Annotated in this window: 26 protein-coding genes; 14 read left to right on the plus strand and 12 right to left on the minus strand. The window is 46.7% G+C overall.

Features of this window, described 5'->3' with window-relative positions; all coding sequences use genetic code 11:
• Positions 1 to 140: 140 nt before the first annotated feature.
• Positions 141 to 1,025 carry an NAD kinase gene (locus tag BLU99_RS09005; protein ID WP_091901609.1) on the plus strand — a complete coding sequence of 295 codons (885 nt, stop codon included), beginning with the start codon at positions 141 to 143 and terminating at the stop codon, positions 1,023 to 1,025.
• Here BLU99_RS09005 and BLU99_RS09010 read toward each other — a convergent pair.
• Positions 1,022 to 2,722 carry a sensor histidine kinase gene (locus BLU99_RS09010; RefSeq protein ID WP_176771102.1) on the minus strand — a complete coding sequence of 567 codons (1,701 nt, stop codon included), beginning with the start codon at positions 2,720 to 2,722 and terminating at the stop codon, positions 1,022 to 1,024. The two genes, BLU99_RS09005 and BLU99_RS09010, sit on opposite strands and share 4 nt — an antisense overlap.
• A gap of 372 nt (positions 2,723 to 3,094) precedes the next feature.
• Here BLU99_RS09010 and BLU99_RS09015 point away from each other — a divergent pair, with 372 nt between their 5' ends.
• The 9 genes from BLU99_RS09015 (at position 3,095) to BLU99_RS09055 (ending at position 11,764) form a co-directional block, all read left to right on the plus strand.
• Complete coding sequence (locus tag BLU99_RS09015; protein ID WP_091901267.1) at positions 3,095 to 3,910, plus strand: ABC transporter ATP-binding protein; 816 nt, start codon at positions 3,095 to 3,097, stop codon at positions 3,908 to 3,910.
• A 27-nt stretch (positions 3,911 to 3,937) separates the two neighbouring features.
• A complete protein-coding gene (locus BLU99_RS09020) occupies positions 3,938 to 4,735 on the plus strand; it encodes a hypothetical protein (RefSeq protein WP_091901269.1) in 798 nt (265 codons plus the stop codon).
• Between the two features lie 51 nt (positions 4,736 to 4,786).
• Positions 4,787 to 5,614: a hypothetical protein gene (locus BLU99_RS09025; protein ID WP_144006122.1), complete on the plus strand. Its 828-nt coding sequence runs from the start codon at positions 4,787 to 4,789 to the stop codon at positions 5,612 to 5,614.
• The gene (locus tag BLU99_RS09030; RefSeq protein WP_091901273.1) at positions 5,598 to 5,963 is read left to right on the plus strand and encodes a GntR family transcriptional regulator; all 366 of its coding nucleotides are present in this window, start codon (positions 5,598 to 5,600) and stop codon (positions 5,961 to 5,963) included. Before BLU99_RS09025 ends, BLU99_RS09030 begins: the two co-directional genes overlap by 17 nt.
• 80 nt (positions 5,964 to 6,043) lie before the next feature.
• Complete coding sequence (locus BLU99_RS09035) at positions 6,044 to 6,763, plus strand: ABC transporter ATP-binding protein (RefSeq protein WP_091901275.1); 720 nt, start codon at positions 6,044 to 6,046, stop codon at positions 6,761 to 6,763.
• A gap of 7 nt (positions 6,764 to 6,770) precedes the next feature.
• The gene (locus BLU99_RS09040) at positions 6,771 to 8,027 is read left to right on the plus strand and encodes an ABC transporter permease (protein ID WP_091901277.1); all 1,257 of its coding nucleotides are present in this window, start codon (positions 6,771 to 6,773) and stop codon (positions 8,025 to 8,027) included.
• Between the two features lie 4 nt (positions 8,028 to 8,031).
• A complete protein-coding gene (locus tag BLU99_RS09045; protein WP_091901279.1) occupies positions 8,032 to 9,279 on the plus strand; it encodes an ABC transporter permease in 1,248 nt (415 codons plus the stop codon).
• Between the two features lie 46 nt (positions 9,280 to 9,325).
• Entirely contained in the window at positions 9,326 to 10,435 is a 1,110-nt protein-coding gene (locus BLU99_RS09050) for an efflux RND transporter periplasmic adaptor subunit (RefSeq protein WP_091901281.1), read from the plus strand.
• A gap of 12 nt (positions 10,436 to 10,447) precedes the next feature.
• Positions 10,448 to 11,764 (plus strand): TolC family protein, encoded by a 1,317-nt coding sequence (locus tag BLU99_RS09055; protein WP_255397525.1) that lies wholly within the window; start codon positions 10,448 to 10,450, stop codon positions 11,762 to 11,764.
• A gap of 80 nt (positions 11,765 to 11,844) precedes the next feature.
• On the opposite strand, the gene BLU99_RS09060 is transcribed toward BLU99_RS09055, so the two are convergent.
• Positions 11,845 to 12,033 (minus strand): hypothetical protein, encoded by a 189-nt coding sequence (locus BLU99_RS09060; protein ID WP_091901285.1) that lies wholly within the window; start codon positions 12,031 to 12,033, stop codon positions 11,845 to 11,847.
• Between the two features lie 25 nt (positions 12,034 to 12,058).
• Positions 12,059 to 13,246, minus strand: a complete 1,188-nt coding sequence (locus BLU99_RS09065) for a phosphoribosylaminoimidazolecarboxamide formyltransferase (RefSeq protein WP_091901286.1) — start codon at positions 13,244 to 13,246, stop codon at positions 12,059 to 12,061.
• 78 nt (positions 13,247 to 13,324) lie between these two features.
• Here BLU99_RS09065 and BLU99_RS12305 point away from each other — a divergent pair, with 78 nt between their 5' ends.
• On the plus strand, positions 13,325 to 13,501 hold the full coding sequence (locus BLU99_RS12305; RefSeq protein WP_176771104.1) for a hypothetical protein: 177 nt from the start codon (positions 13,325 to 13,327) through the stop codon (positions 13,499 to 13,501).
• Between the two features lie 54 nt (positions 13,502 to 13,555).
• Here the strand turns inward: BLU99_RS12305 and rplS are convergent, their stop codons facing one another.
• Positions 13,556 to 13,918, minus strand: coding sequence for a 50S ribosomal protein L19 (rplS, locus tag BLU99_RS09070; protein WP_036909694.1), 363 nt, complete (start codon positions 13,916 to 13,918; stop codon positions 13,556 to 13,558).
• Between the two features lie 325 nt (positions 13,919 to 14,243).
• Between rplS and BLU99_RS09075 the strand changes: the two genes are divergently transcribed.
• Together BLU99_RS09075 and BLU99_RS09080 are read left to right on the plus strand one after the other, a co-directional pair.
• Positions 14,244 to 15,017 carry a 5'-nucleotidase C-terminal domain-containing protein gene (locus BLU99_RS09075; protein ID WP_091901288.1) on the plus strand — a complete coding sequence of 258 codons (774 nt, stop codon included), beginning with the start codon at positions 14,244 to 14,246 and terminating at the stop codon, positions 15,015 to 15,017.
• Between the two features lie 38 nt (positions 15,018 to 15,055).
• Complete coding sequence (locus BLU99_RS09080; protein WP_091901290.1) at positions 15,056 to 15,895, plus strand: bifunctional metallophosphatase/5'-nucleotidase; 840 nt, start codon at positions 15,056 to 15,058, stop codon at positions 15,893 to 15,895.
• Positions 15,896 to 15,910: 15 nt separating this feature from the next.
• On the opposite strand, the gene BLU99_RS09085 is transcribed toward BLU99_RS09080, so the two are convergent.
• Entirely contained in the window at positions 15,911 to 16,660 is a 750-nt protein-coding gene (locus tag BLU99_RS09085) for a type IX secretion/gliding motility protein PorT/SprT (RefSeq protein WP_091901292.1), read from the minus strand.
• A 194-nt stretch (positions 16,661 to 16,854) separates the two neighbouring features.
• Here BLU99_RS09085 and BLU99_RS09090 point away from each other — a divergent pair, with 194 nt between their 5' ends.
• Positions 16,855 to 17,022 carry a 4Fe-4S binding protein gene (locus BLU99_RS09090; protein WP_091901294.1) on the plus strand — a complete coding sequence of 56 codons (168 nt, stop codon included), beginning with the start codon at positions 16,855 to 16,857 and terminating at the stop codon, positions 17,020 to 17,022.
• 161 nt (positions 17,023 to 17,183) lie between these two features.
• Here the strand turns inward: BLU99_RS09090 and BLU99_RS09095 are convergent, their stop codons facing one another.
• From BLU99_RS09095 to BLU99_RS09125, 7 genes are all read right to left on the minus strand, one after another.
• Positions 17,184 to 18,605 carry a tetratricopeptide repeat protein gene (locus tag BLU99_RS09095; protein ID WP_144006123.1) on the minus strand — a complete coding sequence of 474 codons (1,422 nt, stop codon included), beginning with the start codon at positions 18,603 to 18,605 and terminating at the stop codon, positions 17,184 to 17,186.
• Positions 18,606 to 18,687: 82 nt separating this feature from the next.
• On the minus strand, positions 18,688 to 19,650 hold the full coding sequence (locus BLU99_RS09100) for a PstS family phosphate ABC transporter substrate-binding protein (protein WP_091901299.1): 963 nt from the start codon (positions 19,648 to 19,650) through the stop codon (positions 18,688 to 18,690).
• Positions 19,651 to 19,661: 11 nt separating this feature from the next.
• Entirely contained in the window at positions 19,662 to 20,495 is an 834-nt protein-coding gene (locus tag BLU99_RS09105) for an energy transducer TonB (RefSeq protein ID WP_091901301.1), read from the minus strand.
• 26 nt (positions 20,496 to 20,521) lie between these two features.
• Positions 20,522 to 21,187, minus strand: coding sequence for an ExbD/TolR family protein (locus BLU99_RS09110; RefSeq protein WP_091901303.1), 666 nt, complete (start codon positions 21,185 to 21,187; stop codon positions 20,522 to 20,524).
• Between the two features lie 7 nt (positions 21,188 to 21,194).
• Positions 21,195 to 21,812, minus strand: coding sequence for an ExbD/TolR family protein (locus BLU99_RS09115; RefSeq protein WP_091901305.1), 618 nt, complete (start codon positions 21,810 to 21,812; stop codon positions 21,195 to 21,197).
• Positions 21,813 to 21,848: 36 nt separating this feature from the next.
• Entirely contained in the window at positions 21,849 to 22,676 is an 828-nt protein-coding gene (locus BLU99_RS09120; protein WP_091901307.1) for a MotA/TolQ/ExbB proton channel family protein, read from the minus strand.
• A gap of 180 nt (positions 22,677 to 22,856) precedes the next feature.
• A complete protein-coding gene (locus BLU99_RS09125) occupies positions 22,857 to 24,050 on the minus strand; it encodes a pyridoxal phosphate-dependent aminotransferase (protein ID WP_091901309.1) in 1,194 nt (397 codons plus the stop codon).
• Positions 24,051 to 24,099 lie beyond the last annotated feature (49 nt).

Below are 24,099 nucleotides of genomic sequence, written 5' to 3' on the forward strand. Positions count from 1 at the left end.
TCTTTGGTTTCCAGAATGCAAATATAGACAAAAATGGGCATAACGGGCATCATGGACACAAAAAAAAACTTAATTTCACTGCCATTATAACCTTTGTGAATATTTTTTCGTAACTTTGCCATCTCATGATATACAGTGATATGGAACATCGGAAATTGAGATTTGCTCTTTTCGGCAATATTTATCAGACCAAGAAGTCGGCGTCGATACAGAAAGTGCTCTCCTGCCTCTCTGAACATGGCGCGGAACTATATGTGGACATGGAGTACTATTACTTCCTGAAGGATAACCAGCGTATTGATGTGAATGCCGCGAAGATCTTTACGGATGATGACTTCCAGGCAGATTTCGTGATCTCTATGGGTGGTGACGGCACCTTCCTGAAGGCCGCCAGTCGTGTCCGTGAGAAGATGATTCCTATCCTTGGTGTGAACATGGGCCGACTGGGCTTTCTCGCAGATGTCAGTCCCGGTGATATCGAGAGATGTGTGGAGGCCATCTATCAGGACGATTTCTCTATCGAGAACCGGGCTCTGATCAAGGTGGAGACCGACGGAGAGCCTCTTGAGGGTTATGACTGTGCCTTGAACGATGTGGCAATCCTGAAGCGTGATACGGCGTCGATGATCTCTATCCATGCGTCTATCAATGGCGATCATCTGACAACCTACCAGGCCGATGGACTGGTCGTGAGTACACCGACGGGCTCGACCGCCTATTCGCTTTCCAATGGTGGACCGATTATCGTACCGGGTACGAAGGTGTTCTCCATGACGGCCGTGGCACCGCACTCCATGAACATCAGACCGATCGTGCTGTCCGATTCGTCGGAGATTACACTGACCGTGGAGAGCCGTAGCCATAATTTTCTGATTGCCATCGACGGCCGTTCAGAGAAATGTAAGGAGGGTACACGACTCACTCTGCGCCGTGCTCCTTATGACGTGAAGGTCGTCAAGCGGAGTGGACGTCGTTACTTCAATACCCTGCGTGAAAAGATGATGTGGGGTGAGGATGCACGTTAGGCTTGTCTCAAGGGAACAGTGACGATAAAACGGGCACCGTCCGTGTAACTCTTATCTAAGGTGACGTCGCCGCCCAGTTGTGAGGCGATGCTCTTACAGTATGTGAGGCCGAGACCAAGTCCTTCCGTAAAGTCGTCAATCTTGGCGAAATGACCGAAGATTTTTTCCTCGTCGCCTTCTCCGATACCTTTGCCTGTGTCGGTCACAGAGATCTGCCAGGTATCGCCGACGATGTCGCTGTTCAGCATGATCTCTCCTTCACCTGCAAACTTGTCGGCATTAATCAACAGTTCCATAACCACACTTCTGAGTCTGTCCTTATTGGTCTTCACGACGGTGTGATCGTCGACCGATGTGGTATAAGTGAACGACAGTTTCTCGTTTATGGGTTTGAAGTCATCGGCAATGCTCTGACACAGGTCGTTGCAGTTGACTTCGTCTTCCGTATCGGAGACGCGCACGCTTTCCACCTCGGAGAGAGCAATCAGATGATTGAGACTGTTTGTGATAACGTAGACATTATGGTTAATGCGCTGGGAGAGGTCTTCGCGCTCTTCTTGCGAAAGTTCGTCGACCTGTTTGGCCAGAATATTCGAGAACCCCGATACGACGTTGAGCGGTGTACGTATGTGGTGACTGATATTACGGATGAAAGCAGTCTTCATGCGGTCGGCCTCCTTGGCATGGTCTCGTGCCCGTCTCAGTTCCCGGTTCTGCACCTGCAGAGCCTGTACATGTTTGCGGCGTGACCATCCGAAGATGGACAGGGGAATCACCGCAATGATGGCAGCGATAAAGGCTAGCAGAATCACCAGACTGTAGGCTCGTCTGGTTTCGCGACGGGCCCTTTCCAGTTTCATGTCGTGACTGATATCGTTGATCTCCATGGTCGAGATCTTGTTGTTGCGATCCTCCTTTGCCTCAATCAGTTTCCTTAGATTTACAATCAGACTGTCCTTATCGCCCTTCATCTCATGGATCTTACAGAGGAACTGGTATCTCTCCACACCGCGAATGAGATCGTTGCATTGTCTGATGGCCTCGTCGTAATCACCGTCAAAGGCAGTACGGCAGATGTCTACGTATCTCTCGTATGTGGGATTATATTCGTCGGGGGTCTTCTCTTTGATCTGCTGTATCTGCGTATAGACTTGATGGAAACTCTCTTTGTCGTTCCTGGAGAACTCAATCATACATTTCATGTCAAGAACGGCACTCAGCTGGTGGTTGCCAGAACTAACCTTGGCAGCCTTGTTGATATTGATGGTTGCTAAGTCGGGATTGTCGAAGATGTGGATATTGGCCAGCATGAGGTAGATATTGACACGCTCAGATATCTGTTGGCTCGACCCCATCTGCTCCAACGACAGGTTCAGGTATTTCTCGCACATCTCGTTATTGTCGCGTGATCCGTAGAAAACGCCCATCAGGTAGTTCATCCTGTACAATTCGTCCTTCAGTCCGTTCTCCAGGATGTCGCTGTTCATCTCGCTTGTCTTCTTCAGGGCTTGATAGTAGTGATCATGGTTGATCTCATAGACAATCTCGTTTTCCCTGGCTGTATAGTATTGGTGCCAGTCGCCGGATTTCCTGTAGTAGTTGGCCAGATTGTTGACAGCTTTAACGAAGGCAACACTATCGTTACCGTCGAAAAGTTCGTAGACATGATTACGCAGTTGAACCTCCTCTTCCCCCATTTTCCTTTCCTGCGAGAACGCGCAGGTCAGACATATCAGGAGAACTGTGAAAAGCAGCCTTGCTCTTTTCTTTGTTTGGCCGTTCATGATGGGAGAAGAATTTAGTTGGTGCAAAGATACGAAAAGTTTTGTAACGTAGGGCTCCTGTATTGTTAAAAAACTACAATCCGTTGATAAGGAAAGAAGGTGAAATGACAGGTGATATAAGTATATTAAATAAGGAATACGCGAGGCAGGAGATTTAAAGAATATTAATTATCTGTTTTTTCTTTCTTAATTATTTGGATGGAAAGGAAATAAGTCTTACTTTTGCAGTGTACTATTATTGTGGTACACTATAACAGAGATTAATAATAACAAGATAAAACGATTATGATTGAAGTAAACAACATTAGTTTTAAGTATGCAGGTCAGAAGGGCCTGGTGTTCGATGATTTCAGTCTGAAACTGAAACAGGACAATATTTATGGTCTGCTGGGTAAGAACGGTACGGGTAAGAGCACCCTGCTTTACCTGATAGCTGGACTGTTGCGCCCCAAGAAGGGTACCGTGAGCTTTGATGGTGTCGAGACAAAGCTGCGCCGCCCTGAAACTTTGCAGGACATCTTTATCGTACCTGAGGAGTTTGACCTACCCGCCATGTCGCTCGATGAGTATGTAAAGATTAACCGTCCCTTCTATCCCTTGTTCAGTACTGCCGTACTGGAGGGCTGCTTGAAGGATTTTGAGCTGACCAGCGACTTGAAGTTGAATGCCCTCTCGATGGGACAGAAGAAGAAAGTGTTTATGAGTTTCGCGCTTGCTACCAATACCAAGGTGCTGCTGATGGATGAGCCGACGAATGGTCTTGATATACCTTCGAAGAGCCTGTTCCGTAAAGTGGTTGCCCAGTATATGAGCGGTGATCGCACGTTGATAATCTCAACCCATCAGGTGCACGATGTGGAATCACTTCTTGATCATATCCTGATTCTCTCGCCACAGAAGTTGTTGCTTGATGCCAGTGTGGCTGATATTCAGGAGAAGTTCACCTTTGAGTATCGTACACCTGCCGAGATGGACGATGTTCTTTATGCCGAGCCTTCGCTTCAGGGTAATGCCGTGATTGCACCTCGTAAGGAGGATAGTTCTGGAACTCATGTTAATCTGGAACTGCTGTTTAATGCTGTAAACGAAGGGAAGATTTGATATAAAGAACATAAGGCACGTAATTATATGATACAGTTTAATATACATAGGTTTAGAAAGGTGGCACGCTGGTCGCTCACTAACGACAAGAGCTTCTACATGCGTATGTTTCTTCAGATGTTTGTGGTATTGACGCTGACATTCCTGTTTTTTACCACGAGTTTTTACTGGCTGAAAGGTGCTGATACGGGCTATAAACCTTGTTGTGTGGTTGTGGTGATGATGTTGTTTCTTCAGATAGCCATGGGTCCATCGATGATGTTTTACAGCATGAAAGGAAAATACGACAAGCAGGCCCTGTTGCTGTTGCCAGCCTCTAATTTTGAGAAGTACCTGATGCGATACGCTACTTGGATAGTTTTATTCGGTCTTTGGCTTATTGGTTGCTTTGGCGCTGACTTGGTGCAGTATGTGATTAACTGGCTGATAGGTAACAATCCGCAGTTCGTAATAGGTATTCTTGCAAGTCACATGAAGACCTTCTCAATTAACTGGGAATGCGTGGACTCAGTGAAGGTTAATATTTTTAGCATGGTGATTATTACGTTTGTCTGGTTCCATTCATGTTTTGCACTTGGAGCAACCTTCTTCCGTTCGGCTAAGTATTCGTGGATTCTTACCATCTTGGTACTCATCTTCTTGTCGATGGTACAGACATGGTTGTTCCCCAATTTCAGCAGTGGGGAAATCATGAAAGATGGTCATGTTACCCCGGAGCTATACATATCCGATGCTGTTTACGGCATATGGGCTATCCTGAACTACTGGTTGTCGTACAAGCTCTTCTGTCGCACACAGAATATTGGTAAATTTGTAAACCTGTGAAGAACTGAAGAGTTTAATAATTTTAGAATTGAAGTGATGAATAATTTCGATATGAATAGATTTGGAAAGACTTTGCGCTGGAAAATAAGCGTAAACTTCCGCTCATTGCTGATGTGGACCTTGGGATTTACGCTGGGTGTTTTCCTTGGCGAGCTGATGCTGCTGCCGGTGATTCGTACAGGTGGGTCTCGTGATGGTCGGGAATTTGCTGCCTTGGCAGGATTCTTTGTGGTGTACCTGATCATAGGTGTAATGGTTAGTATCTGTAATCTTTTTGTTGAGTTGGATAAGAAACCTCGTCGCCATGCATTCCTCATGCTGCCAGCAACGAATATGGAGAAGTTCTTGTCTGCCACTATTTATGCTACCGTATCAGGTATCCTTATGATGGTTCTGTCGTTTGGGGTAGGCGATACGTTGCGTGTGGTGTTTCGTGCTTTGGTCTATGGTGATTCGTGGCATGCTTTTACCTATCCCTACTTGATCGATATGATATCATCTGGTGGCATGGTTGCGCCTCATTCTTTAGGCTATCGTCTGGCAGGACTGGCATTTTTGGTAAGCGGTCTTGCATGGCTGCACTCTTTCTTTACTCTTGGTGGAACAATACTGCGCAAGAATGCGTTTGTGATTACAAGTATAGTGATGGTGATAGGTCTTACCATGCTGGCTTGGTTTTCAAAAAACCATGAAATCAGCATGTTCTGTACCTACTACGTAGAAGGTGTTGGCAAGGTTGAAAATGTAGGCACCATGGCCTACGTGCTTACAACATTCTTCGCTGTGTTCTCTGTGGTAAATTACTGGGCATCGTTCCATATTTTCAAAGCATTCGAGTTAATAACTAAAAAGTGGATAAATTATGAATTTCACAAATGATAAACCCATTTACATCCAGATGTCCGATCGGCTGTGTGAGGAGATCCTCTCGGGTGTATATAAAGACGATGATCGCATCCCCAGCGTACGCGAGTATGCCGTACTGCTCGAGGTGAACACGAATACCGCAGTAAAGGCCTACGAGCAATTGTCACGCGAGGAGGTTATCTACAACAAACGTGGACTGGGTTACTTCGTGACCCCGGGAGCGAGGAAACAGATACTCAAGGCTCGCAAGAAAGCGTTTATGAAGGAAAGTCTGCCGGAACTGTTCCGCCAGATGCAATTGCTCGATATATCCATCGAAGATGTTGCAGAAGCCTACAAAAGCTTACAGAGTGTTAAATAAATGTTTTTTTCTTCGAAAATCTGCAACTTTCCGGTAACTTTGTGCGTCGAACGTGCAAGAACTAAGGTAGAATAAAATATATGATTCATTTACAAGACATTAACAAGACCTATCAGGGAGCGCAGCCGCTTCATGTGCTAAAGGGTATCTCACTCGATATCAAGAAGGGAGAATTCGTATCCATCATGGGTGCATCGGGCTCAGGTAAGAGTACCTTATTGAATATCTTAGGAATTCTCGACAACTACGACTCGGGGACCTATGAACTCAATGGTGTGCCTATCTGGAATCTCTCGGAGCGGAAGGCGGCTGAGTATCGTAACCATATGATAGGTTTTATATTCCAGTCGTTTAATCTCATCTCTTTTAAAACCGCCGTGGAAAACGTTGAGTTGCCATTATTTTATCAAGGCGTGTCGCGCCGTAAGCGTCATCAGATGGCCATGGAATACCTGGATCGTCTGGGACTGCTTGAGTGGGCAGGACACTATCCTAATGAACTGTCGGGAGGACAGAAACAACGCGTGGCGATAGCCAGAGCACTCATCACCAAACCACAGATCATTCTGGCCGATGAGCCTACGGGCGCACTTGACTCGAAGACCTCCGTGGAGGTGATGCAGTTGCTCAAGCAACTCAATCAGGACGATGGAATGACCATTGTCGTGGTGACTCACGAGAGTGGTGTGGCAAATGAGACGAACAAGATAGTACATATCAAGGATGGTATCATCGGACAGATTGAGGAGAACCTCGAGCACAATGCAAGTCCCTTCGGTATCAACGGCATGATGAAGTAAACAGGTTATGAGAGATATAGCAAGTGAAATATGGTCAACGGCCAGACGCAATAAACTGCGTACTGCGCTTACAGGCTTTGCTGTGGCATGGGGCATCTTCATGCTACTCGTGCTGCTGGGCTCAGGTAATGGTCTCATCAATGCCACCATCTTGCAGAATCAGCGCTTCCTGTCGTCATCGATGATTGTATATGGTGGCGAGACCTCAAAGGCCTATCGGGGTCTCAAGGAAGGTCGCTGGATCAATCTTCAGAAGCGCGACATCAGCACTACAGAGACAGAATTCAAGGAGAATATCGACGAGGTGGGTGCGCAGTATCGTGTTGTTGCTGTTGTCAGTCGGGGACAACAATATATATCAACCTCCGTCTGTGGTGTCTACCCAAATCATACAAAGATTGAGAAGATGGAGATGCTTTACGGCCGTTTTATCAACGATGTTGATATAAAACAGAGTCGTAAGGTGCTTATCGTGAGTAATAAGCAAGCAAAAGAGCTTTGCCCTAAGGACTATAAGAATCTGGTGGGGCAATATGTTAAGGTGGGTAATTTCGCATATAAGGTAGTTGGTATCTATAAGGAAAGAGAAAACAGCCGTGCGGATGCTTATTCTTCCTATTCGGCTATCAAGCGCATCTATGGAGCTAAGAACGATGATGCAGGACGTATCGAGTTTACTTTCCATGGCCTGGAATCCGACGGAGAGAATTTAGAATTTGAGAAGGGCTACCGTAAGCGTCTGAATGAGAATCATCATGTACATCCTGAAGATGAAAGTGCCATTTGGATCCGTAATAACTACAGACAGAGTCTTCAGATGGATCTGGCGGTAAAAGTTATCCATACGGCGCTTTGGGTGGTTGGACTTCTGACATTGCTCTCTGGTATCGTGGGTGTGTCGAACATCATGCTTATCACGGTGAAAGAGAGAACTCACGAGTTCGGTATTCGTAAGGCCATTGGTGCTAAACCTTGGAACATTCTGAAATTGATTATCGTTGAGAGCGTGATCATTACCACCTTCTTTGGCTATATAGGTATGGTTCTGGGCATAGCTGCTAATGAATATATGGATGCTACGGTAGGACATAGAGTGGCTGACTTCGGAGCGGGTTCGATGCCGATGTTCATTAACCCGACGGTAGGACTGGATGTGTGTATCGAAGCAACGATGGTCATGGTGATTGCCGGAACTATCGCCGGTCTTATCCCAGCCTTTAAAGCAAGTAAAATCCGCCCCATTGAGGCATTAAGAGCAGAATAAGATTATGAAAATAGATATAGATTCATATAGAGAAATTCTCGACACGCTGACTCGCAACAAGCTGCGTTCGTTCCTGACGGGATTTGGCGTGTTTTGGGGTGTGTTCATGCTCATTGTTCTCATTGGCGGAGGCTCAGGTATTAAGGAGCAGATTCAAAAGAATTTTCAGGGCTTCGCAACAAACTCAGCCATGATTTGGGCACAGAACACGTCGAAGCCTTACAAGGGATTCCGCAAGGGCCGTAGTTGGAACATGGATTATAAAGATATCGCACGACTCAAGCAACAGGTGCCCGAACTCGATGTGGTGACACCCATTTTGTTTGGTAACAGTAGTTTTGCTTATTATGGCGACAGAAAGGCGACTATTAGTGTGTCAGGTGTGGAGCCTACATACCGTGCCATACAAGATCCGTTGTTACGCTACGGACGTTACATTAACGAGATGGATATTAAGGAGCGCAGAAAGGTTTGCGTCATCCAGAAGAAGGTATATCAAGAGTTGTTTAAGGATGGAGGCGATCCTTGTGGAAAATCAATACGGATTGACTCTACCTATTATCAGATTGTGGGTGTAGACTTTGGCGCAGCAGAAGGCATAAGCTTTAGCGGAGAGCCAGGAACGGGTGTTTGTTTGCCGTTCTCTCAGATGCGACAGGTCTATAATCTGGGCAATCAAGTACATTTGATTGGCGTTACTGCAAAGCCCGGTGTTGTGATGTCGGAAATATCAGACCGTATCCGTGCAACCGTGGCAAGGGCTCACTATATCGATCCCACAGACGAACAGGGTGCGATGTTGCTCAATACGGAAGTGGTATTCCAGATGCTTGACAGTCTGATGTCGGGTTTGAACTTACTGATCTGGCTTGTGGGTATCGGAACGTTGCTGGCAGGTGCCATCGGTGTGTCTAATATCATGATGGTGACTGTGCGTGAGAGGACAACGGAGATCGGTATTCGTCGTGCCATCGGGGCAACGCCCAGGGTGATTCTCTCACAGATTATCTCAGAGAGTATCGTGTTAACGCTGGTGGCAGGTATGAGCGGCATCTTTTTTGGAGTCATGATACTTCAGATGCTCGAGACAGGAAGTATGGAAGATGGAATGATTACCACCCATTATCAGGTGGGCTTCTGGACAGCCCTCTTCTGTGGCTTCGTGGTAAGCACGCTAGGAGTATTGGCAGGATTAGCTCCTGCTGCCCGTGCCATGAGTATCAAACCTGTAGATGCTATGCGCGACGAATAAAAGGAAAGAAGTAAGAATGTAAAAAAAAGAAAAAATATAAATAGTTATGAAAAGGTACAGAAAGCTTATTATCGCAGCGATTATCGCTTTGATCTTCATCGGAACATTCGTGTTCCTTTGGAAGAAGGGTCAGCCTAAGGAAGTTGTCTACAACGAGTTCACTCCCAAGATGGAAAACATCCAGAAGACAACGATTATCACCGGTAAGATAGAGCCTCGCAACGAGGTGAATGTGAAACCGCAGATCTCGGGTATTATCTCTGAGTTGTATAAGGAACCAGGCGACTACGTGAACGCTGGTGATGTGATTGCTAAGGTGAAGGTGATTCCTGATATGGGACAGCTCTCCAGTGCAGAGGGACGTGTGCGTCTGGCTGAGATCAATCTGAAGCAGGCACAGATTAATTATACCCGTGAGGAGAACCTCTATAACCAAAAGCTAGTATCTGCCGATGAGTTCGATAAGGTGAAACAGAGTCTTCAGCAGGCTAAGGAAGAGAAGATAGCTGCTGTAGATGCACTTCAGGTCGTGCGCGATGGCGTGTCACAGTCGAATGCCAAGGCTTCATCTACACTCATCCGTTCAACGATCTCGGGTGTCATCCTCGACATCCCAGTGAAGGTGGGTAACTCGGTCATCTTAGCTAACACCTTTAATGATGGTACCACTATTGCCGCTGTCGCTAACATGAATGACCTGATCTTCCGTGGTAATATCGACGAGACTGAGGTCGGACAGTTGGTAAACGGCATGCCTATGAAAATTACTATCGGCGCCTTGCAGGATCTGAGCTTCGATGCTTCCTTGGAATATGTTTCTCCGAAGGCTGTTGAGAACAATGGGGCTAATCAGTTTGAGATCAAGGCTGCTGTGAAGCTCACAGAAGGCGGCAAGATTCGTTCTGGCTATAGTGCAAATGCTGAGATCGTACTTTCCAAGGCCGAGAAGGTGCTTAGCATACCAGAGAGCGCTATTGAGTTCAGTGGCGATTCTACCTTTGTCTATGTTATTAAAGGTAATGGGAAACAGAAGACCTATGAGCGTACGTTGGTTGAGACAGGGCTCTCTGACGGTGTGAATATCGAGATAAAGAAGGGTGTTACCACTAAGGATAAGGTGCGTGGCCCGGAGATTATAGCAGATGATACAAAATAAATAGTATAAGAGATGAGGAAAAACATTTTCTGTGCATTGTGCATGATGTATTGCACCTTGAGTTCTGCACAACCCAAACAGTGGACTCTGCGTGAGTGTTGCGATTATGCGGTGGAGCATAATATCGGTATCAAACAGCAAGATAATCAGCGTCGTCAGCAGGAACTGCAGGTCTCTACGGCCAAGAACTCTCGTTTACCGGATCTCAGTGGTAGTGTAAGCCAGAGTTTCAGTTTCGGTCGTAGTTTGACTCCCGATAATGTCTATGTGAGTAGGAATTCGAACGGTACGTCGTTAAATCTCAGTACCAGTATGCCTCTTTTTACGGGTTTTCGTATTCCTAATGAGATCAAGATGAGTCAGCTGAACCTTGAAGCTTATACAGCTGATTTAGAGAAGGCAAAGAATGATGTCCGTATGCAGGTGGCTCAGGCTTATGTCCAGATCCTCTATGACATGGAGATCTCTGACGTGGCTCATCGCCAGATCGAGATTGATTCTGCCCAAGTGAAGCGTCTTCAGGCTTTTGTGGAAAATGGCAAAGCATCTGAGGCTGAGCTTTCACAGCAGAACGCGGCTTTGGCTAATAGTCGACTGACAGCTACTCAGGCCGATAATAACACGCGTCTGGCTTTGCTTACGCTTACGCAGTTGCTTGAGTTGCCGACCCCTGATGATTTCACGATTGTACGTCCTATTCCCGAAGAAATGTCTAATGCTCTTGCTCTTCAGGTCACACCTGATCAGATTTATGCAGAAGCTTTGGGTATTAAGCCTGAGATAGTTGCTCAGCAGTTGCGTTTGAAAGCCTACAATCATAATATCAAGATTGCTAAGTCTGCTCATTATCCAACGCTCTCTTTTGGAGCAAATATGAGTACGGACTATAGCTCAGTAGAGCCCAATAGTATGGGAAGGCAGTTTGACGGAAACTTCAAGCAGGGGGTCAGCCTGAGCTTGAATGTTCCAATCTTCAACCGTTTTCAGACACGCAATAGGGTGCGTGATGCTATTATACAGCGAGAGACACAGCAATTGCAGGTTGAAAACACCAAAAAGACCTTATATAAAGAGATTCAGCAGGTATATTATAATGCCTTGAATGCTCAGACGAAGGAGAAATCTTCTATGGAGGCTCTCCAAAGTTCAAAGGATGCCTTTACCCTGATGCAAGCTAAGTATGAAAACGGTAAGGCAACCATCACAGAGTTTAATGAGGCTAAGAATGCTTACCTGAAAGCTGAATCAGATTTAGTTCAGGCTCGTTATGAGAATCTCTATCAGCATGCACTCCTCGAGTTCTATCGTGGTCAGGAACTGACGTTCTAAGCGTACAGACTCCTGATAAAACACCAAGTGGCGCTTACCTTTGAGGTAGGCGCCACTTGCATTGTAGTGTGCTATAGAACTTATTTCTTATGCCTGTTGGCACGCTGTTCGCGATACTTGGCCTTCTGCCGTGCAGAACCGCTGCCGTGGGCACCGGTGATATACTGCTTTTTCTTGGCTTTGGTCTTCACCTTACCGTCGTCTTTCGGCTTGTCGCCACCACGACCGAAGTTAATGCCGTTCTCGAGGATCTTCTGAAAATCGTCCATATATATAATCTGTGAAATCTGTTGCTTAATGATGGAACAGACGTACCCCCGTGAAGGCCATGGCAATGCCGTACTTGTCGCAGGTCATGATCACATGATCGTCGCGCACGCTACCACCTGCCTGGGCGATGAACTCCACACCGCTCTTATGGGCGCGCTCGATATTGTCGCCAAAGGGGAAGAATGCGTCTGAGCCAAGTGCCACCTTCGTGTTCTTGGCAATCCATGCTTTCTTCTCTTCCATCGTCAGTACCTCGGGCTGTTCGGTGAAGAACTGCTGCCAAGCACCATCGCGGAGAACATCGTCGTGCTCATCCTCTGAGATATAAACATCAATAGTGTTGTCGCGGTCGGCACGGCGGATACCTTCCTTGAAGGGCAGTGCCATCACTTTCGGGTGCTGGCGCAACCACCAGATGTCGGCCTTGTTACCTGCCAGACGTGTGCAGTGGATACGGCTCTGCTGTCCAGCTCCGATGCCGATAGCCTGTCCGTCTTTCACGTAGCAGACAGAGTTCGACTGTGTATATTTCAGTGTAATCAGGGCGATGATCAGGTCGCGCTTAGCCTCCGGTGTGAAGGTCTTGTTCTGTGTGGGCATATTCTCGAAGAGAGCATCATCGTCAAGTTTAATCTCATTACGACCCTGTTCAAAGGTAATACCGAACACTTGCTTACGTTCGATAGGCTCTGGCACATAGTTGGGATCAATCTTGATGACATTATAGGTACCCTTACGTTTGTCTTTCAGGATCTCAATAGCCTCGGGTGTGAAATCCGGAGCGATGACACCATCGCTCACCTCACGTTTTAGCAACCTAGCAGTCGTTGCATCGCAGGTGTCGGAAAGGGCCACGAAGTCACCGTAGCTCGACATACGGTCGGCACCACGGGCTCTGGCATAGGCACAGGCGATAGGACTCTCGTCCAGGTCCTTTACGTCGTCTACAAAATAGATCTTCTTCAAGGTATCACTGAGAGGTAGTCCCACAGCTGCGCCGGCGGGGCTTACGTGTTTGAACGAGGCGGCGGCCGGGATACCGGTGGCTGCCTTCAACTCTTTCACTAGCTGCCAGGCATTGAACGCGTCGAGGAAATTAATATATCCTGGACGACCGTTAATCACTTCGATGGGGAGCTCACCCTCTGTCATGAAGATACGTGAGGGTTTCTGGTTCGGATTACATCCGTACTTGAGTGCTAATTCTTTCATTTTGATCGCGATAAATTCCTTTTCGCGTGCAAAATTACAAAAAAAAGTTGTAATTTTGCACCATACAAACAGATTATTATGGAGAAAAAACGTGTTGCCCTCCGCAAACTGTTGGAGGCGGTAGAGAAGGAGATTCTTCGTAAACCGGACAGGAAGATGCTCGATCGTCTGTCGCTGTTGGCCGGCTTTCAGGACTGGGACTCATTCCAAGATGCGCTTCATGGTGATACCAGTGCCGACGAGAACTACAAATAAAAAGAGATGCTTTTCGTTTGAAAGGCATCTCTTCTTATTCTTTCGATAGGCTGATTACTCAGCTGTAATGGCGCGACGCTTCTCCTTGATACGAGCAGCCTTACCAGTGAGCTTACGCAGATAGTAGAGCTTAGCGCGACGAACCTTACCAACCTTGTTGATCTCAATGCTCTCGATGTTCGGTGACTCGATGGGGAAGATACGCTCCACACCTACAGTACCAGACATCTTACGAACGGTGAAGCGCTTCTTGTCTCCGTGGCCTGCAATCTTGATGACCACACCACGATAGAGCTGGATACGCTCCTTAGAACCCTCGATAATTTTGTAAGCGACAGTAATCGTGTCACCAGCCTTGAACTCTGGGAACTTCTTGCCGGTTGCAAATGCTTCTTCAGCAACTTTAATTAAATCCATTTGTACTTTAACTAATTAAATTTGTTGTATCGTTCCAACGCAACATAACAGGCAACTCGTTACTTCCTGCCAGCGATTACGCCGAAAAGCGGGTGCAAAGGTACGAATAAGTGAGCAAAAAAACAAATAAAAGTGGAACTTTTTTGTATTTTTCGAACGGAAGTACCTAAGAGTGAAGCTCAAAGGTACGTTTGTTCTCTTCTCTATTTTTGTGTAACTTTGCCATCAAAGGTGGCGAAATTACATGCACTCGGCAAAAAAAGAAACGAGTTTCTTTGTTTTGCTCTCAACTTTGTGTAACTTTGCCCCAATAAAACTACAAATTATGAATAAAAAGCAAATATTTCTTGGTGTATTTGTTCCGATGTTGATGCTCTCGTGCGCTTCTAAGCATTATCAGATCGTCGGTATTGAACGCACACGAGTCATTGTCGACAGCCGTTACGATGAGCATCCCGACGAGTCTGCTGCTCGCTTTATCGCACCATATAAGCGTGTGAACGACAGTATTATGGGACCCGTTGTTGGGGCTGTGGCCCACAATATGCATCCTGATCGTCCGGAGAGTGATCTGTCTAACCTCGTGTCTGATATCTTGGTTTGGGCAGCTAAGGATTACAATGAGTCTCCTGTGCTCGGCATCTATAATATGGGTGGTATTCGAGCTGATCTTACGAAAGGCGACGTAACCTATGGTGATGTGCTCGATATTGCTCCTTTCGAGAACAAGATATGCTTCGTCACGCTGACTGGTGAGCAGATGATGGATCTTTTTCGTCAGATCGCCCGTCGGGGAGGAGAGGGCGTGAGTCGCGGCACAGAACTTGTCATCACTAAGAGTGGGGAACTGCTTTCTGCTCGACTGCATGGTCAGGAGATTGATCCTAAGGCTGACTATCGCGTGGCTACGATCAACTATCTGATCGAAGGCAACGACGGTATGCCTGCCCTCGGACAAGGCCGTGATATTGTGGCCCCCGGTGAGGCGAGTAACAATACCCGTTTCTTGATCATGAATTATTTCCGTGAGAAACTGGCTTGTGGCGAAGTCGTGGACTCGAAGGTCGAAGGACGTATTATCGTGAAACGGGATAAGTGAGGTTCAACAGAATAGTCAATAAGAAGCAAAGGACAGATATGAAACGTATATATTTGATGATAATAGTTGCACTGCTGACCTCTGTGTCGGTAAGTGCCAAGGGCAAAAAGCAGCTTGTGATACTCCATACCAACGACACTCATTCCACGGTCATGCCATTGAACGAGAATCTTGATAATAAGGATTTGGCAGGACGTGGTGGTTTCCTTCGTCGTGTTAATATGGTGAAGGAACAACGTCAGCAACATCCAAACCTCCTGCTTATCGACAGCGGTGACTTCTCTCAGGGATCTGGCTATTACACTTTGTTTAAAGGAGAGGTAGAGGTCGGATTGATGAATGAGATGGGTTATGATGCCGCAACCATCGGTAATCATGAGTTTGACTTCGGACTTGACAATATGGCCAAACTATTTCGGATGGCAAACTTCCCCATCGTCTGTTCCAACTACGACTGTACGGGTACGGTGCTTGAGGGCTTGGTTAAACCATATATCACGATCAAACGTGATGGTGTTAAGATTGGTTTCTTTGCCCTTGCGCCTCAGATGAAGGGTTTGGTCTTCGATGGCAACTGTGAGGGTATTGTTTACCTTGATCCTGCGGAGACGGCCCAGAAATACATCGATATCCTCCGGAAGCAGGAGAAGTGCGATGTCGTTATCTGTATCTCACACCTCGGTTGGGGGGGCGAATATGACGATGCGAAATTCATCGGTCTGACGGAAGGCTGCGATCTCGTTTTGGGAGGTCATACCCATACTTATATGCCTGTCATGGAGTATACACCCGACAAGAACGGCAAACAGATTCCGGTTGACCAGAATGGAAAACACGGCGTCTTTGTGGGTAAGATTGTTCTTGATTTGGCAAAATAAGGCGAGAAAGAATCGTTATTCGAAATAGAATGTCAATACAATCATTTTGCTGTGGCCACTGGCCACAGCATTTGTATATATACGTTTGTTCGCGTCTTTCAATTCGTCAGAATGACCGTGGTCAAGGGCGTCTCTGAGACTATAACAGAATTTAAGTTCGGGGATTAGTTTGAAGAACGGAAGATAGAAGTCGCAACCAACGCCGAGTTCAAGAAACAGATCAGACCGTTTCAGTTGTATGTAATCCTGACTCTTGCTGGTCAGGTTTATCATCGGATTAGCACCGGCAATCATGTATGGGCGGTAGTTGTTCCAACGCTCAGCGGAAAATTTCAGATCGACAGGGAAGGATATATAGGTGTTCTTCATGTCTTGTGTCTGAATGCTTGGTTGTCCTTGTTGGTCAAGGGCAGACGGGTCTCTGAACGACAGATGCTTCGCTCCGAAATGCATGGTCGGCGAGAAGCGCAGATTCAGATGTGTGTGCAGACGCAGGTCGGCCAGTACACCCACGCTGAAACCACTGCTCCATCGATCTGCATCGCAGAGGATCGTCCGCTCGGCTGTTGTTCCGTCTTCTTGCGTGATGGTCTGGGGACCGAGATTTGTGAACTCAATATCCTGCATGTTCATCCCCACCAGAATACCAAAATGTAATGGGCGCAGGTCGGTATATGGTCTGTGTTGGACGGTACGCACCTGTCCCCTTGCCGTAATGACGGCAAGAACAACGGTCAGTAATATGATGAAAATGCCTTTTCGCATGCGTCTTGTTTTCTTTCTCTTTTCTACTCCTAAACAATAACGCAGAATTACCTCAGTTATTATGTGATAGACTATTTCGACATCGTATAAATTATATAAAAATCTACCTAATTTTTGGTATTATTCGGGATTTTGTCGTACCTTTGCGTCACTAAAAGTGAGTATTAACATTATTAATTTATCATTTAGAGACTATGGCATATGTAATTGGTGACGACTGTATCGCATGCGGTACTTGTCAGGGTGAGTGCCCCGTTGAGGCAATTTCTGAGGGTGAGAAGTATTCTATCGATCCCGATCTTTGCACAGAGTGTGGCACTTGTGCAAGCGTTTGTCCTTCTGAGGCTATCAGCCTTCCCTAATTAGATAAGGATATAACAAAATAAGATGTGCTTCCAGAGATGGAGGCACATCTTTGTTTTATGGCGGTGGTATTTATAAACAAATAAATACGGCCTGTCGTATAAAAAGAATCAGAGGTGCCTCCATATGGAGGCACCTCTGATTCTTATCGGGATATTGCTTACTTCAACTTCTTAATCTCGAGAGCTTGTTTATACTCAGGGTCGATAGCTAGAATCTTATCTGCGTAGTCCTTGGCGGCAGCAACATTCTTGTTGATGTAGCTGTTGAACATCATATAGTGGTAGCTGGTCTTCAGCATGATGTTCTCACCGTTCGTGCGCTCTGCCTTGTTGGCAAGGAGTTCTATCACTTTCTGGTATCCTGGTTTTGCCAGATTCTTCTTCATGTCGTTGTCGAGCTTGCTGTTCAAGCTGGCGGCCATGTATGTGGCATAGATCTCCTGAACGGGGTATTTCTCTGCCAGGGCATTGTACAGTTCGATAGCCTTGTTCATATACTCCGTCTTTTTGGTCTCATCAGCCTCTGCATACTTAGAGTAGATGGTTGCCAGGCCTTCGTTATCGTCGAATGTCAACTCAGGCTTGCTGGCCAGGAACTGCTCGTAGTAATTGATGGCGTTGTCGAAGTCTTTATCTTTGAGATAGGAGTCGGAAACACTCTTCAGAATAGCCCAACGCTTAATCATCGATGACTCGTTGACCAGCTCCAGAGCCTTATCATAGTGGAGATACATATTCTCCTTGTCATCGAGAGCCTGATAGATCAGGGCAGTGTAGTAGTGGTCATATTCAGAGAACTTGGCACTATCGGTCTCGTTGAAGTACTTATTGATATAGCTCTTGGCTGCCTCATAGTTCTTCAACTCATAGTTTGAGAACATTGCCAGACGGTTGAACACCGGGTTGCGTGGCTCAATCTTAAGACCTGCCTCAGCAGCGCGGAGTGCATCCTCGAAATGACCAGTAAAATAGCTGCAGCGTACGAACTCGTTAAGGTATGTCTTGTCGAGTTTGTTGATGTCAGCCTTCACATAGTTCTCGTAAGCCTGCTTCTCGTCGTTTGCCAGCATATAGATATGGGCGGTGAATGCATCCACATCCTCATCGGGACAGTTAGCCTTCATCTCCTGAAGTTTCTTGGCTGCCTGAGAAGGACTGATCTTGCGATATACCATAGCCCATTTCTTGTAGCCATCCGGGTTCTTAGGGTCGAAATTGATAGCCTGGTTGTAGAAGCCTGCAGCTTTACCACCGTCGGTACCATAAGTGGCTTCGATATCACCTAACAGCAGATAAGCCGGTGCAAAATGATACTTGGGCTTTCCTGCTTCGTTGGCATACTCTGCAAAGCGACGAGCATTAGCCGTATCTTTCTCTGCATAGAAAGCCCGACCGATCTTCAAGAGAGCCTCCGGATTCTTTTTATTCTTCTTATAAGCAGTTTTTGCTAACTCGGCCACATTAGGAGCCTTTGACTTGATACCATTAAGAACAGCGTTGAGCTCTTCTTCCTGTGCATTCGCGGTGGCGCTGAAACCTGCCAGCAACACACCCATTAAAAGATATTTAATTGTTTTCATAATTCTCATTTTTTAAGTTATACATATATTGATATCTTCATCTCCTTTGTTTGTATGACGTCTGATCATCTGAAAAGTTTAATCACTCTTTGTTGACGATGACGTCACGTACGTTCATGTTGGCCGATCTCGGGAGCAGTCCTGCACGTAAAATGATCTTCTGTCCCTTGGGCAGTTGTACGAAATGGGCGAAGCCTGAAGGAACTCCGTTGCGCGTGTCATTAAGTAGCGCATAGATGGTACGGCGTAAAGGATAGTTGCCGTTATATAGGTAATATTGATAGGGCTTCCAACTGTTATAGCTCTTTGCTGAGTCCATCTTGGATACCCCCATCACACTAATGTTCTTCTTAAAGGTGACATTGGTCGTATCGCGCTTGTCGTTAAGCCAGTTGCTGCCGATGATACCAAGAGAGTTTACGTGGTTCTCAACATAGTCGATGACGGCTGCGCTTGTTTTCACGGCACCGATATTCTTCCCCGTACTGAACTGCTGTCCTCCGAGGATTGAATCGACACACCAACGCACGGTGCTTGACAGGGGGTTGTCGAACACCACGTCGATATCGCCAAGTTTGTTGTGTGGATAGATTTCGTTCCACTGGGTTACCTCTCCCTTCAGGATGCGTCGGAAATCCTTGATGGTGATACATGAGTCGGGATTGGCGTTATTGACGATGATTGCCAGACCGTCATACGCGATAGGTATCGCTCTTGGCAAGTACTTCCGGTCTTTCAGACTCTGACGCTCTTTTTCCGTAAAGTCACGGGTGGTGAAGGCCAGGAAAGTCTCGATCTTCATCAGTTTCTTCACCGCATCCTGCTCGTTGATATAGAGAGGTGTGATGGAGTCAAGAGTCTGCGTCGTGAAATAGTACAATTCTTCGTCAATGATGGGGTAGAAACTCTCATCGGATGCCAATACGCTGGCAGCCTTCTGATAAGCCTCCTCTAAAGCAGGATTAGGCTTGTTCCCACATCCTGGGAACAAGCCTAATATAAGTGTTAATCCAACTAATCTTGTGAATTTGTTGAATGCGTTCATTTCAATTCAGGTTACTGAAGACGGAAGGTCACAGGTACGGTGTACTTCACACGTACTGCCGATCCGTTCTGCTTACCAGGAATCCAGTGAGGCATGGTTCTAACCACGCGCTGAGCCTCCTTGTCGAGTGATGGGTCAACGCTCTTGACAACCTTCACGTCGGTGATAGAACCGTCGCGCTCAACCACGAAGGTTACAACGACACGACCCTGCACACCGTTTTCCTCGGCGACTACCGGATACTTGATGTTCTTCGACAGATACTCGAGCAGAGCAGACTGACCGCCAGGGAACGAAGGCATCTCCTCCACGACGTCGAAGACCTTGGTCTCCTCTACCTTCGGGGGCTCTGGTTCTGCAATCGTCTCCTTGACCTTGAGCACATCACCTGCTGCCTCGTCGTTACCCTCTACTGTGAAGGCACCGATAGCGGTGTTGGTTTCCTGGAGCTCCTCCTGAGACTTCATCTCCTGCTCTTCCTTCACTTCCTCGTCCTTCTTAATTTCAGGAACGGTGAAAGCTACAGAGCTCTTGACTTTCTCAATCTCAATCTTCTCAACCTCGGGCTCGTCTTTCTTCTCGGCCTTGGCTTCCTGCTTGTCTGCCAGACTTGCCAACTCTACGTCAGCCTCAATAGCTGCATTCTGTGAAGCGATATAGTTCTCAATAGAGACTTTCGCATACACGATTGCGGCGATGATGAAGAAAGCCACAAACATGACGATGAGGGCCTTGAGGTTACGGGCACCTGTGTTCTTGCGCAATTGATAAGCTCCATAAGCCTGGTTCTTACCTTCAAACACAAGGTCGACCCAGCCATTGTCTATAAGATCTATTTTTGCCATAGTTCTTTCTACATTTTAGGGGTTAATCACTTGACACCTGCCTTTGCGATGAGTGCCTTGTCGTCGTCACTCATCTTGTCGACATTGTCAATGACGTACTTATCAATATTGCTAATCAGCATCTCATCAAGGGCTGCCACCATATTTGCATAGGTAGCGGTGTTGAGAGGACGGATGATGACGGTCATCGTCGGAACTTTCTCGCCGTTGGGGAGTTCACCCTTCTTCAGCTTCTTGAGTTGTTCCTGATACTGCTCGTCGGTCATCTTTGAACCATATTCGTTCTTCTTGGCATCAAGCTCTCTCTTTGCCAATTTGATCTTGGCGATCGGGTTGATACCTTCCTCTGTTGTGTGCTCATTGAGAACCTTCTCGATACCATCCTTACCATAGGTGGTCGGCTTAACGCATGAGGGATCGTCGTAGTTGGGCAGACCAGCCACATACCATACCTTGTCGTCGCTTCCCAGATAAAGGGTAATGGTGTGAGAAGCCTTCGTAACTTGCTTATCTTCTTCTTTCATGTCCTTCGTGTCGTCGTTTGACGGCATGGTCAACTGCATAGCCTGCGGTTTGGCCAGTGTAGTACACAGCATGAAGAAGGTAATCAGAAGCATCATCATGTCTACCATCGGCGTGAAGTTCACGCGGGTATCCATCTTCTTCTGCTTGGATAGATTTTTCTTTGCCATAATACTACTAGTCGTTTAAACGTTTAACATCGAGGTTCGTGATAAGCTGGAAACGGTTCTCATTCATGTCCTGCAGCTCCGACATCAACAACTTAATCGAAGAATAAGGTGTCTTTGAGTCGCACTTGATGGCGAGTTTAATGTCGGGGTTAACACTGCGAGCAGCCGTAATCCACTCCTGGAATTCACTCTTGCCTCCGTTGATACTATCAAGCGGCAGACCGAGCTTCTGGATAGCCTCAGTCATCTTGTCAGGTTCAAGACTGAGGTAACTGGCGAGCTGTGACATGCTTGCACCTACCATCGCATCCTCACGGAAGTGCTTTACCTGATTAGGATTGAGCTGAACACCGAACTTGTCGGTCATGGCGTCCAGCATTGCCTGCATGTTGTTTTTGTTTTCCGTACCACAGAATACGCGGCCCTCTGGGGTTACCAGAATGCTCAGCACATCCTGCTCTGGAATCTTCAGCTCTGACACGGAGTTAGGCGCGTTGACTGATACCGGCTCTGGCGTCAAGAATGTTGAGGTCAACATAAAGAAGCACAGAAGCAGCGTCATCACGTCTGACATAGGCGTCATGTCAATCCAGATGTCTTTTTTCTGTATCTTAATTTTAGCCATACTAAAACCGATTTTAAAGTTTTAAATGGTTAAAAATTAAGCCTCGTTGTGGTTAGAATCGTATGTTGCAGCGATGGTGTAACCAATCTCGTCGAGAGCGAAAGTCAGCTTGTCGATCTTGTTTGAGAAGAAGTTGTAAACAACGGTAGCAACCCAAGAGGTCAAGATACCAGATGCTGTGTTCACAAGAGCCTCAGAAATACCGGCAGACAGAGCCATAGAGTCAGCACCACCACCAGCAGACAGAGCCTGGAACGATCCGATCATACCGAGCACAGTACCGAACAGAGCGGTCAGAGTACCCAGAGATACGATTGTTGCAACCATCGGGAGGTTCATCTGCAGAGTAGGCATCTCCAGCTGAGTAGCCTCCTCGTGAGCCTGCTGGATCTTAGCGATCTTAGCGGCCTTCTTCAGTGTGCTGTCACCCTCGACAGTCTGATACATCTTGATAGAAGCCTTTACGACGTTAGCTACAGAACCCTGCATCTTGTCACAGAGCTTGTCAGCCTCTTCGAACTTCTGCTCCTTGATCAGCTTCTTCACGTCTGCGGTGAACTTAGCGAGATTGATCTTACCAGAAGCGGTACGGATAGCGAAGAAACGCTCGATACCAAGGCAGATAACGGTGAAAAGAAGGGTCAGGATAAGACCTACAACGAAACCTCCCTTATACACTGTTCCAAGAAGGTTTGCGGGATGGCCGCTACGGTCGCCACCGATGAAGTTGTCGGGGTTACCCATAATGAAATACCATACACCATAACCTGCGAGACAGCAGATAACGAGAATAATCCATGCAGCTTTAATACCCTGGAAGCCCGATTTCTTAGCTGGGGCTGCAGCCTTTGTTGTTGTTGCCATAATGAATCTTTAATTTTTTTTAGTTATTATAAAAGTTTTATTGTAAATTATCGATTTAGAGTGAGTTACATCTCTACCACAGCGCATACGCGAGCTATGGCCGAAATTCACCTCGCAAAGATAGCAATTTCGAGCGTTATAATAAACGAATTAATAACTTTTAACTAAGAATTTATTGATTTATTTCAATTTTTCAACAGTGTTTTTTATACGTGTCATGGCCTCAACAATGTTTTCATCACTTGTCGCATAACTCATGCGGAAACAGTCTGGGTCACCGAAGGCGTCGCCACCCACTGTGGCGACATGTCCCTTCTCCAGCAAGTACATGGCAAAGTCAGTAGAATTGTTAATGGTGACCTCACCATCACTCTTTCCGTAGAAGCTACTGCATTTGGGGAATAGATAGAATGCTCCCTCTGGGATGTTTACCTCCAAACCAGGAATCTCCTTGGCAAGACGGACAATCAGGTCGCGGCGGCGCTCAAAGGCTTGTCGCATATCCTCCACGCACTGCTGGTCTGAGGTATATGCAAATTCGGCAGCCTTCTGACTGACGGAGCAAGGACCACTGGTGTACTGTCCCTGTAACTTGTTGCATCCCTTGACAATCCATTCTGGTGCGGCAATATAACCGATACGCCAACCTGTCATGGCATAAGCCTTTGACACACCGTTGACAATGATACTACGCTCCTTCATGCCGGGGAACTGCGCAATGCTCTCGTGCTTGCCGACGTAGTTGATGTGCTCATAGATCTCGTCGGCTAATACAAACAGATCGTCGTGGCTTAGGATAACATCGGCCAGTGCCTTCAGTTCTTCCTTGCTATAGACGCTTCCAGTTGGGTTGCTGGGAGAGCAGAGAATCAGCATGCGGGTCTTCGGGGTAATGGCGGCCTCCAGTTGGGCTGCAGTTATCTTGAAGTTCTGTTCAAAACCTGCTTCTACGATGACGGGTTCACCACCGGCAAGTTTCACCATCTGAGGGTAGCTCACCCAATAAGGGGCAGGGATGATGACCTCCTCGCCGTCGTTGACAAGGGCCATCACGGTGTTACATACACTTTGTTTGGCACCATTCGACACCAGAATCTCATTAACAGTATAGTCGAGTTGATTCTCATTCTTTAATTTGGCTACGATAGCCTTTCTGAGATCTGCATATCCCGGAACTGGTGAATATCTGGAGTAATTGTCGTCTACGGCTTTCTTGGCAGCTTCCTTGATGGCATCGGGTGTATTGAAGTCTGGTTCTCCCACACTCATGTTAATAACATCGATTCCCTGCGCCTTCATTTCTGCGCTTTTCTGTGACATTGCCAGCGTGGCAGATGGAGCCAGACGCTGCAGACGATTGGATAATTGTGCCATATGATTTAGAAATTTTGTGCAAAAGTAATCATTTTATTTCTGAACACGA

It is taken from the genome of Prevotella sp. lc2012, from assembly GCF_900107065.1.
GTDB lineage: Bacteria > Bacteroidota > Bacteroidia > Bacteroidales > Bacteroidaceae > Prevotella.